General features: G+C 45.8%; 9 protein-coding genes. 4 read left to right on the top strand and 5 right to left on the bottom strand.

What is annotated here, in order from left to right; genetic code table 11:
* The 5 genes from PAE54_RS07750 to PAE54_RS07730 all read right to left on the bottom strand — a co-directional run.
* Positions 1–101: FAD-binding protein (locus PAE54_RS07750; protein ID WP_326519002.1), on the bottom strand; the 101-nt coding region annotated here is incomplete at its 3' end.
* A gap of 85 nt (positions 102–186) precedes the next feature.
* Positions 187–1,035, bottom strand: coding sequence for an IclR family transcriptional regulator (locus PAE54_RS07745; RefSeq protein ID WP_273778795.1), 849 nt, complete (start codon positions 1,033–1,035; stop codon positions 187–189).
* Between the two features lie 99 nt (positions 1,036–1,134).
* Positions 1,135–2,352: a 3-oxoadipyl-CoA thiolase gene (locus PAE54_RS07740; RefSeq protein WP_326518999.1), complete on the bottom strand. Its 1,218-nt coding sequence runs from the start codon at positions 2,350–2,352 to the stop codon at positions 1,135–1,137.
* Between the two features lie 48 nt (positions 2,353–2,400).
* Positions 2,401–3,924 carry a 3-hydroxyacyl-CoA dehydrogenase gene (locus tag PAE54_RS07735; protein WP_326518998.1) on the bottom strand — a complete coding sequence of 508 codons (1,524 nt, stop codon included), beginning with the start codon at positions 3,922–3,924 and terminating at the stop codon, positions 2,401–2,403.
* Positions 3,925–3,943: 19 nt separating this feature from the next.
* The gene (locus PAE54_RS07730) at positions 3,944–4,720 is read right to left on the bottom strand and encodes an enoyl-CoA hydratase (RefSeq protein ID WP_326518997.1); all 777 of its coding nucleotides are present in this window, start codon (positions 4,718–4,720) and stop codon (positions 3,944–3,946) included.
* Positions 4,721–5,008: 288 nt separating this feature from the next.
* On the opposite strand from PAE54_RS07730, the gene PAE54_RS07725 reads away from it, so the two are divergent.
* From PAE54_RS07725 to badI, 4 genes are all read left to right on the top strand, one after another.
* Positions 5,009–6,163 carry an acyl-CoA dehydrogenase family protein gene (locus tag PAE54_RS07725; protein WP_273778800.1) on the top strand — a complete coding sequence of 385 codons (1,155 nt, stop codon included), beginning with the start codon at positions 5,009–5,011 and terminating at the stop codon, positions 6,161–6,163.
* A gap of 37 nt (positions 6,164–6,200) precedes the next feature.
* The gene (locus PAE54_RS07720; RefSeq protein ID WP_326518996.1) at positions 6,201–7,397 is read left to right on the top strand and encodes an acyl-CoA dehydrogenase; all 1,197 of its coding nucleotides are present in this window, start codon (positions 6,201–6,203) and stop codon (positions 7,395–7,397) included.
* Between the two features lie 491 nt (positions 7,398–7,888).
* Entirely contained in the window at positions 7,889–8,656 is a 768-nt protein-coding gene (gene badH / locus PAE54_RS07715) for a 2-hydroxycyclohexanecarboxyl-CoA dehydrogenase (RefSeq protein WP_326518995.1), read from the top strand.
* A 60-nt stretch (positions 8,657–8,716) separates the two neighbouring features.
* Positions 8,717–9,499 (top strand): 2-ketocyclohexanecarboxyl-CoA hydrolase, encoded by a 783-nt coding sequence (gene badI, locus PAE54_RS07710; RefSeq protein WP_326518994.1) that lies wholly within the window; start codon positions 8,717–8,719, stop codon positions 9,497–9,499.
* Positions 9,500–9,509 lie beyond the last annotated feature (10 nt).

Raw genomic sequence — 9,509 nt, 5'->3', positions numbered from 1 at the left:
ATTGCTAATTGACGGATGCGAATCGCGGCGGAAAGACCTGCAGGTCCGGCACCAACGATGACGACATCAAACTCCATAACTTCGCGTTCTAATTCTTCCATAATATAAAATCCAGTTTCGTATCGTGAATTATTTTTTAAAAAAGCTGAAATATTCTGATTTCAGCTTATTGTTTTGTGCGGGTTGTTAAAGGGCGTTTAGCGCATCTTCAATGTTCTGTACCATGTGAATCAGGCGAGGGCCAATCTCATTTTCCAGCTTTTCCTGATTCACCAGATAACTTGGTGCGCCACAGTTAAAGACCAATAAACCATGCAGCGGATGCACCATTGGCACGGCGACGGAATTAACTTCTTTATGCCATTCACTCAAGGATAAACAGTAACCATAGTTCTGATAATCATGGAAAGCACGTTCCAGTCCACGTTTAATTGTTGGCCATTCATCACCATGACGTTTTGCCAGCGCATCGAGGATAAAAATACGTTCATTTTCCGGCATGGCCGCTAGACAGGCACGTCCCATCGATGTGTTATGCAGTGGTAGGGTAGACCCCACCGGGCGACGCATGGTCAGGTTAGTCTCTGTCTGTACCACATCCAGATACACCATGGTGAGGCGGTCACGAGTTGCCATGGCAACCGGCGCCTGAGCATATTTGGACATTTCTTCCATATACGGATGCGCGTGTAGTCGTGCCGAAATGTTGGATAATGCAGCGTATCCTAGTCCTAACACCCCGATATCCAACGTGTATTTGGTTGAATTGGGGAGCTGCTTTAAATAACCCAAGGAAACTAGCGTATTGGTAATCCGGGCAATCGTGGGTTTAGGTAAATTGGTCATGGCTGCCAATTCCTGATTACCTAAAATCTGATTCGATGCGGAGAAACAACGCAAGATTTCTAAACCGCGTGCTAAAGAAGCAATAAACTGTGGATTATTCTCGCGATGAATATGCGAAATTGGATCCAGACGGATTTCATCAAAATTAATTTTTTTCTCTACGCAGTCTGCGCTATGCTCTGAATGCATATCATCCCCACCTTTCATCCAGTCCAATTTCGTTATCATAACAACTTATTTTGCTAGACAAAAATTTATGTTGTTTTTATCAGCGTGCAATTTAAAAAATTAGCTATTAGTCACAGCAGGATTCTCAATGACCATCGCCAAACCCTGACCCACACCGATACATAAGCTCACCACCGCATATTTTTTCTGGCGACGTTGCAGCTCTCGTGCAGCCGTCAAGGCGAGGCGTGCACCAGAACATCCCAATGGATGGCCGATTGCAATTGCCCCCCCATTCGGATTGACGCGTGGATCATCAAAGGCCACGCCTAAACCTTTGAGACATGACAATACCTGTGAGGCAAAGGCTTCATTGATTTCAATAATATCCATGTCGTTCAGGGTCAAATGTGCACGTTGCAAGGCTTTTTTAATGGCTTCAATCGGGCCGGCACCCATGATACGTGGTTCAATCCCGGCAGCAGCTGCAGAGACAATTCTGGCCAAAGGTTGCAGACCATATTTTTCTCCGACATTTTGATTGCCAATTAATAAAGCTGCCGCACCATCATTGATGCCTGAAGCATTTCCTGCAGTCACGACACCCCCTTCAAAGAGTGGCTTCAATTTCTGCAAGGCAACAAAATCAGAACTTGGGCGCGGGTGTTCATCTTCACTGATCAGTTTGGGTGGGGCTTTGCGACCTTGTGAGATTTCAATCGGTAAAATTTCATCCTCAAAAAAACCTTGCTGCTTGGCACGTTGGTACTTAGCCTGAGATGCGGCAGCAAACTGATCGGCCTGTTCACGCGTCACGCCATATTGCTCCGCAACGTTGTTACCGGTTTCGGGCATGCTGTCATTGCCATATAAACGCACCAAAGTGGGGTTCGGGAAGCGTGAACCGATCGTGGTATCAAAAATTTTCGCTTCACGACTAAAGGCAGATTCTGCTTTGGCTAAAACGAATGGTGCACGAGACATGCTTTCGACACCACCGGCAATATACAGCTCGCCTTCGTCACAGCTGATGGCACGCGCCGCATCAATCACTGCAGCCAGACCGTTGGCACACAGACGGTTTACCGTTTGTCCAGCGACGGAGGGTGGCAGTCCAGCCACTAGCAGGGCATTGCGGGCAATATTGCGGCAGTCTTCTCCGGCCTGATTGGTGTCACCGAGAATGACATCTTCAATAGCCTGAGCAGGCACACCGCTTTTTTGCAGTACACCCTGAATGACATGCGCCGCCAGATCATCGGGACGAATTGAAGAAAGGGCACCTGCATGGCGACCAATTGGGGTGCGAACACCGGCATAGATATAGGCATTTAACATTGTTTATTCCTTTAAATTTAATCATTATTTTTCGTTATTTAGCTGAGATCAGCTGTTAAACGTCAGTGGCAATTGTAATTTGCAGCGGCGTTGTAGCCATGGACTTGGTCGATAACGTGGATCACCAGTCAGCGCCAGCATGCGTTCTAAGGTCAGTAGGACTTTGTCTGCTCCAATGAAATCTCCCCACTCAATTGGCCCATGTGGATAGCCTAAGCCTAAGCGGACTGCAGCATTAATGTCCTCTACAGTGGCAATCCCTTGCTGTGCCATGTCACAGCCCAGATTGACAATCATGGCCAGTACGCGCTGGCTGATGAGCCCGATACTTTCTGCAATCCAGGTCACTTGACTCATCTCATCCTGAAAAATGCACTGAGCCGCCTGTTTCATCTCTGCATTGGTCAGTAAGCTGGGCATCAGGGTACGTTGCTGGCTGAAACCCGCGATTAAATCAAGACAGACGACCTGTTGTGGATTAACCCCTAAACGCAGCGCACTGCTGGTGGCATCTTCACCATAACTGGCAATCACGACCAGAGAGTCAGTGGCTGGATGTTCTGCTGTATCCAGTGGAATCCCTTTGACCGTTAAATATTCACTTAACAAGGCGTTATCTTGGCTAAAATCGGTAGAGAGCCAGACCTTGGGTAAAGCTGTCATTTCAACTGTTGATGGTGCTGAAGCTACTGCAATATCTTGTTTTTTCTGTTCAACGTAACGATAGAAACCTTGTCCAGTTTTGCGACCTAGACGTTTGCCGGTAAGCATTTGCTGAGTCAGGATACTTGGGCGATAACGCGGTTCCTGATAATACTGCTGGTAAATAGACTCCATCACCGGATGTGAAACGTCTAATCCGGTGAGGTCGAGCAGTTCAAAAGGCCCCATTCGAAAGCCTAGGGCTGATTTCAACACTTGATCAATCTGCTCCACACTCGCGACGTTTTCACCCAGAATTTTTAACGATTCGGTCAGGTAGGCACGCCCGGCATGATTGATGATAAAACCGGGAGTGTCTTTGGTACGGACCGGCCGGTGTCCCATATGCTGTGCCAGTTGTGTGAGATGATCGAGCACTTCGGGCTGGGTATGCAACCCTTGAATCACCTCAACCACTTTCATCAACGGTACTGGATTAAAAAAATGGAAGCCGGCGACACGTTCCGGATTGTGGCAATGTGCAGCAATCGCTGTTACCGAAAGTGATGAAGTGTTGGTGGCCAAAATGGTCTGTGGCGAGACAATACTTTCAAGCTGCTGCATCAACTGTTGTTTGATGTCGAGTTTCTCTATAATCGCTTCAATGACCAGTTGGCAATCTTTCAGTTCTAGCAATTCCTCTGCCACGTGTAAATGTGTCAGTGCCGTAATCACCTGTTCCTCGGTGAATTTTCCTTTGCTCGCCAGCTGCTGTAAAGTTTGGCCCAGTCTGTCTTTGGCCTGCGTGGCAGCTTCTGCATTGGCATCGTACAGATAAACGTCATGGCCAGATAAAATGGCGATCTGGGCAATCCCTGTTCCCATGATGCCGGCACCAATAATCCCGATCTGTTGAATCTTGTATTGCATGATGGTGTCCTGTGAATGGTTATTTTCCCTGATATTGCGGTTTACGCTTTTCCTGAAAGGCCTGAATCCCTTCTTTCTGGTCTTGTGTGTCAAAGAGCAGCTGGAAAGATTTGCGTTCCAGCGTCAGTCCGGCATGTAAAGGAACATCCTGGCTCAGCAAGACATTTTCTTTGATCTGCTCCAGTGCAATCGGTGGCAACTGGGCAATCTGCTGTGCCATTTTTAGTGCTGTTGGGAAGGTCTCCTGATCCTCAGTCATCTGTGAAACCAGTCCCATCCTTAAAGCTTCTTCAGCAGGGATCAGACAACCTGTCATAATCATGCGCATGGCTTGAAACTTGCCGACAGCGCGCACCAGTCGTTGCGTTCCACCGGCCCCGGGCATTAAGCCAACTTTGATTTCCGGTTGGCCAAACTGTGCACTTTTCCCGGCGATAATTATGTCGGCATGCATGGCCAGTTCACAGCCACCCCCTAAAGCAAAGCCATTGACTGCGGCGATCACCGGTTTGGGGCATTGTGCAATCTGCTGCCAGTAACGTTCGGTATGACGTAAATAAATCTCAATGGATTTGGCCTGTGCCATTTCATTGAGGTCTGCTCCAGCGGCAAATACGCTTTCACTTCCTGTTAAGACAATCACTCTGACTGCATCATTTAGGCTTTGTTCTGCAAAAGCTTGTGCCAATTGCTGGCGAACAGCGGTATTCAACGCATTTTTGACCTCTGGGCGATGGATCCGTATCACGGCAATGGCAGGATGCGATAAATCTATTTGTACGAATTGGCTATCCATTATTATAAAAATTCCGTATAGCAAAAATTATTTTCAATAAAAATTAATCTAGATTGCGGTTAGATACAACCTGTTTTTTGCAAATTGAGTCAGTTGAGAGAGAAAATATTGCAAATATTTGGAATTTTATTTTGCTTAACGAAATTTACCTTAATTTCTGTCTTGTTTTTTAATTTTTATATTGATATGGTATTTCGTATAACGAAACATAATATTATTTTGTTGGAGAGATGCAGGAGCGCATCGGAGACAACAATAAAGACATCACAAAGAATAAAGGAGTAAAAGATGATCCGTGATCCGCAGATGCTAGAGCAACTGTTAGCGACAATCCGAGACTTCGTCGACCATGAATTACGTCCGAACGAGCATATTGTGGAGGAATCTGAAGCGATTCCTGAGCCGATTGTGCAACAGATGCGTGAGATGGGACTATTTGGCCTGACCATCCCTGAAGAATATGGTGGTTTAGGTCTGACCATGGAAGAGGAAGTTTTGGTGGCACAGGAGCTGGGTCATACTTCAGCGGCGTTTCGCTCCCTGATTGGCACCAATAATGGTATCGGCTCAAGCGGCATTATTATTGATGGTACAGAAGCACAGAAACAAAAATATTTACCCCGTTATGCCAGTGGTGAAATTATCGGTTCTTTTTGTCTGACTGAACCGGATTCAGGTTCTGATGCCGCAGCATTAAAAACCACAGCTATTAAAGAGGGCGACTATTATGTCCTGAATGGCACCAAACGTTTTATCACCAATGCACCGCGTGCTGCGACCTTCACAGTCATGGCACGTACGAATCCTGAAATCAAGGGTGCAGCGGGGATTTCAGCTTTTCTGGTTGAGGCTGGAACGCCAGGTTTATCTTTAGGCAAAATCGATAAAAAAATGGGGCAGAAAGGCTCTTATACCTGTGACGTGATTTTTGATAATTGTCGCGTACATCAGGATCAACTGATTGGTGGAGTTGAGGGTGTGGGTTTTAAAACGGCCATGAAAGTGCTGGATAAAGGCCGTTTACATATTGCTGCCTACAGTGTGGGGATGGCAGAACGGATGCTGGATGATGCACTGCATTATGCCATTGAGCGTAAACAGTTCGGTCAGCCGATTGCCAATTTTCAGCTGATTCAAGCCATGCTGGCAGATTCTAAAACCGAGATTTATGCAGCGAAATGCATGGTGCTCGATGCGGCACGTCGCCGTGATGAGGGAGAAAGTATTGTAACTGAAGCCTCTTGTGCCAAGATGTTTGCCACTGAAATGTGTGGTCGCGTTGCAGATCGTTGTTTGCAAATTCATGGCGGTGCCGGATATATCAGTGAATACTCGATTGAACGTTTTTATCGGGACGTGCGTCTATTCCGTCTATACGAGGGTACTACGCAGATTCAGCAACTGATCATTGCCCGCGATATGATTAAAGCAGCTAGCGCTTAACTCTCCAAAAATTCGAGACATGAACAAGGAATAAAAAATGAAAGCAATAGAATTTAACTGGCAGGATCCTTTTTTACTTGAGCAACAACTAACCGAAGAAGAACGCATGATCCGGGATACGGCCTATGCGTATTGTCAGGATAAATTAATGCCGCGTGTTTTGGAGCAGTTCCGTCACGAAAAAACCGATGCCCGTATTTTCCGTGAAATGGGCGAATTGGGTTTGTTGGGTCCAACCATTCCGGAGCAGTATGGTGGCGCGGGTCTCAACTATGTCAGTTATGGTCTGATTGCCCGTGAAATTGAGCGTGTTGATTCTGGCTATCGTTCTATGGCTAGCGTACAAAGCTCTCTGGTGATGGTGCCAATCAATGAATTTGGGACAGAACAACAAAAGCAAAAATATTTACCGAAATTGGCGACAGGTGAATTTATTGGCTGCTTTGGTTTAACTGAACCGGATTACGGCTCAGATCCGGGCAGCATGATTACCCGTGCCAAAAAAGTCGATGGCGGTTATCGCCTGACCGGTGCAAAAATGTGGATTACCAACAGTCCAATTGCCGACGTATTTGTCGTCTGGGCTAAAGAAGTGTCTGCTGAAGGCAATGTCGGGCCAATTCGTGGTTTTATCCTGGAAAAAGGCTGGGAAGGATTATCGGCGCCGGCCATTCATGGCAAAGTGGGCTTACGTGCTTCGATTACCGGTGAAATTGTCATGGATAATGTGTTTGTACCGGAAGAAAATGCTTTCCCTGAGATTCGTGGACTAAAAGGTCCATTTACCTGTCTGAACAGTGCACGTTATGGCATTGCCTGGGGTGCCATGGGCGCGGCAGAGTTTTGCTGGCACACGGCGCATCAATACACCATGGATCGTAAACAGTTTGGTCGACCACTGGCGGCCAATCAGCTGATCCAGAAAAAACTAGCGGATATGCAGACGGAAATCGCCCTGGGCTTGCAGGTCGCACTGCGTTTTGGCCGGATGAAAGATGAAGGTATTGCTTCGGTTGAGGGAACATCACTGATCAAACGCAATAACTGTGGTAAGGCTTTGGATATTGCGCGTTTGGCTCGGGATATGATGGGAGGCAACGGGATCAGTGACGAGTTTGGTGTGGCGCGACATCTGGTGAATCTGGAAGTGGTGAATACTTATGAAGGTACACACGATATTCATGCCCTGATTTTAGGCCGGGCGCAAACGGGAATTGCTGCTTTCTGTAATTAAATTTTCTGAACTTTGCTTTTGCTCCAGAGAATATGCTTTGACCGGCGTATTCTCTTTTTTTTAGAATAAAATTTTGTTATACGAAATATTTGGTATGGCCAGTTTCTTTTATCAACTGGCTTTTTTTATTTTTTTAAATATTTGTATTTTAAATAATATTTATTTTTTAATGGATGTTTTTTAGGGGCTTTGGGGGTGAACTGAGTTTGTTTTAACCAGTATGGGATTGTTTCTTATAATACCCAGTAGGAGCATAAAATTTACAAAAAATGATGCTGGTGAAGATAAATATGTAACATTTAATTTCATAAATAAAGGTTATATTTAATTAATATTAATAAAATACAATAACTTATAAAATTAATATTTTTAATTATTTATTTCGTATAGTGAAACATTAATATTGATAATTGAAATTAATTTTCTTGTTCAGTATGTTTGAGACATACATAAGAAGATTGAATATTAATTCAGTAAATAAGGAAAAAGAGATGAAAGGATTGCAAGATAAAGTCATTATTGTAACCGGTGGTGCAGGTGGAATTGGTTCTGCAACATGCAAACGCTTAGCCCAGGAAGGGGCCAAAGTCGCAGTATTTGATATGAATATGGCTGCAGCAGAAGCCTTGGTGGCTGAAATCCAGAATGCACAGGGCCAGGCTTTAGCGGTGCAATGTGATATTACCAATCGTGAAATGGTGGATCAGGCTGTGGCCAAAACGCAAGCCGAGCTTGGGCCGGTAGATGGTCTGGTTAACAATGCCGGTTGGGATGTTTTCAAACCTTTCCTTAAAACCAATGCCAATGAATGGGATCGTTTGATCCAGATTAACCTGGTGGGCATGCTGAACATGCACCATGCCGTATTGCCGGGTATGGTTGAACGCAATGCGGGTCGTATTGTGAATATTGCTTCTGATGCCGCACGAGTCGGTTCTTCCGGCGAGGCTGTTTATGCGGCGTGTAAAGGCGGTTTGTTATCGTTCTCTAAAACACTGGCACGTGAGCATTCTCGTCATAACATCAACATCAACGTGATCTGCCCGGGGCCAACAGACACCGCACTGCTTGCAGGTGTTACGGAAGGTGCATCGAATCCAGAAAAACTACGTGAAGCCTTTATTCGTGCCATTCCTTTGGGCCGTTTGGGCCAGCCGGAAGATCTGGCTTCTTCGATTGCCTTTTTCCTGAGTGATGATGCCAGCTTTATCACCGGTCAGGTACTGAGTGTATCTGGTGGTTTGACCATGAATGGTTAAGCCCAGTCTGAATTAATTTACAAAAACTTAAAAACGATAAAATTACAGGAAGTGAACAACATGAATTTTGAAGACATTTTATATGAAGTAAAAAATGGCGTGGCATGGATCACCATTAACCGTCCAGAAAAAATGAATGCCTTCCGTGGCCAAACCTGTGATGAAATTATCAAAGCTTTGAATAAAGCCGGCTATGACCGTGATGTGGGCGCGATTGTATTGACTGGTGCGGGCGAAAAAGCCTTCTGTACCGGTGGAGATCAGTCTGCGCACAATGGTAACTATGATGGCCGTGGCACCATTGGCTTACCGATGGAAGAATTGCATACGGCGATTCGTGATGTACCTAAGCCAGTAATTGCGCGTGTACAAGGCTATGCGATCGGTGGCGGCAACGTACTGGCAACGATTTGTGATCTGACGATCTGTTCAGAAAAAGCGATTTTTGGTCAGGTGGGCCCGAAAATGGGTTCAGTAGATCCTGGTTATGGGACTGCATTCCTGGCGCGTGTGGTGGGCGAGAAGAAAGCACGTGAAATCTGGTATATGTGCCGCCGTTATTCCGGCCCAGAAGCCGTTGAAATCGGTTTGGCCAATAAATGCGTACCAGCTGATCAACTAGATGCTGAGGTTCAAGCATGGGGTGAAGAGCTCTGCCAACGCAGCCCAACTGCTTTGGCGATTGCGAAACGCAGCTTTAACATGGACACTGCACATCAGGCAGGTATTGCGGGCATGGGTATGTATGCCTTGAAACTCTACTACGACACTGAAGAGTCGCGTGAAGGCGTGAATGCCCTGAAAGAAAAACGCCAACCTGAATTCCGCAAATACTACAAATAATAAGGAGCCA

The organism is Acinetobacter minutum, assembly GCF_035916735.1.
In the GTDB taxonomy this organism is placed as follows: Bacteria; Pseudomonadota; Gammaproteobacteria; order Pseudomonadales; family Moraxellaceae; genus Acinetobacter.
Note: the sequence above shows the minus strand (reverse complement) of the source record. Positions and strands in the feature narration are given on the sequence as shown.

Excerpts from the sequence above, each read along its gene's own strand:
- PAE54_RS07735 (WP_326518998.1), bottom strand. The coding sequence starts at position 3,924 with ATGCAATACAAGATTCAACAGATCGGGATTATTGGTGCCGGCATCATG.
- PAE54_RS07740 (WP_326518999.1), bottom strand. The coding sequence starts at position 2,352 with ATGTTAAATGCCTATATCTATGCCGGTGTTCGCACCCCAATTGGTCGC.
- PAE54_RS07720 (WP_326518996.1), top strand. The coding sequence starts at position 6,201 with ATGAAAGCAATAGAATTTAACTGGCAGGATCCTTTTTTACTTGAGCAA.
- badI (WP_326518994.1), top strand. The coding sequence starts at position 8,717 with ATGAATTTTGAAGACATTTTATATGAAGTAAAAAATGGCGTGGCATGG.
- badH (WP_326518995.1), top strand. The coding sequence starts at position 7,889 with ATGAAAGGATTGCAAGATAAAGTCATTATTGTAACCGGTGGTGCAGGT.
- PAE54_RS07745 (WP_273778795.1), bottom strand. The coding sequence starts at position 1,035 with ATGCATTCAGAGCATAGCGCAGACTGCGTAGAGAAAAAAATTAATTTT.
- PAE54_RS07730 (WP_326518997.1), bottom strand. The coding sequence starts at position 4,720 with ATGGATAGCCAATTCGTACAAATAGATTTATCGCATCCTGCCATTGCC.
- PAE54_RS07725 (WP_273778800.1), top strand. The coding sequence starts at position 5,009 with ATGATCCGTGATCCGCAGATGCTAGAGCAACTGTTAGCGACAATCCGA.